Source organism: Campylobacter concisus (assembly GCF_002914195.1).
Taxonomy (GTDB): Bacteria; Campylobacterota; Campylobacteria; order Campylobacterales; family Campylobacteraceae; genus Campylobacter_A; species Campylobacter_A concisus_M.
The window spans coordinates 1-947 of record NZ_PPAU01000107.1 but is presented as its reverse complement, the minus strand read 5'-3'; the positions used below and the strand labels follow the sequence as shown (position 1 = coordinate 947).

The window sequence follows — 947 nt, the reverse complement described above, 5'->3', positions numbered from 1 at the left end:
GAAGCATCTTTACTAAAAAGTTGCTATTTGCTTCTAGTCTATTCAAGGCATTTATTAAAGGGATAGCAGAAAATGATAGATCCTTTGTGGTTATATTTTCTCTATTTTGAAAAAGCTTTTTATAAAATGGTCTTGTAAGATTGGCAAGCTCTAAAATTTGACCTTGCTTTTCATTTAATTTTTCAATTTTAGCAATATTTTTGTAGGCCTTTTCTGTATCATTTTGTCTTATTTGGCTTACAACTTTCTCTCCTAACTTGTCTATCTCTTTGCTGGCATTGGTATAGCTTATGCCAGCGTTGTTGATGATGTTTAAGCCTTGCTCTATTATATCTCTATTACTATCAAGAGAAGCAACGTCTGCTACCGCCGTGAAGGCTGCAAGATCGGCTAAATTTGGTAACTCTATTTTTTTTCTACTAGATAGCTTTTCAAAAAATCGGTATAGCAAAATACCAGTTGAAATTTCGACTTTGCCGTCTGTATTTGGATTTAGTATATTGTCATAATTACCAAAATCCCCATTTGCATGGTGATCAAATACAAATACCTTATTTTTGTAGTTTTCATCGGTCACGATCGGAACAACACTTTTTTGAGTGCCGTTATCACAAGTAATAATATAGTCAATAATATTTGATTTCAAGGCTGCTTTGATATAGTCAGCACTTATTCCGTAGCCCTCTGTTCTTGTTGGTATTTTAAATCTAAGCTTCTCAAAAAAGTCTTTGATTTTAGTATTATTAGGGTCTTTATCTAGCTCTTGCTTTGCTATGTGCTGTAATGTTTCGATCATCATCACGCAAGAGAAAATGCCATCTACGTCATAGTCTGAATATATTAAAACGCCTTTACCATTTTTGATTTTGTCGAGAATATTTTCATAAAAGCAGTCAATTTTGCCTACTGGTATTTTAAATTTACCATTACCTTCGTTTTTTTTAAGC

Annotated in this window: 1 protein-coding gene; it reads right to left on the bottom strand. The window is 32.7% G+C overall.

Going from position 1 to position 947, the window contains the following annotated elements:
* Positions 1-947, bottom strand: a 947-nt coding sequence (locus CYP28_RS06070) for a DHH family phosphoesterase (RefSeq protein ID WP_141090918.1), incomplete at both ends; no start/stop codon positions are given.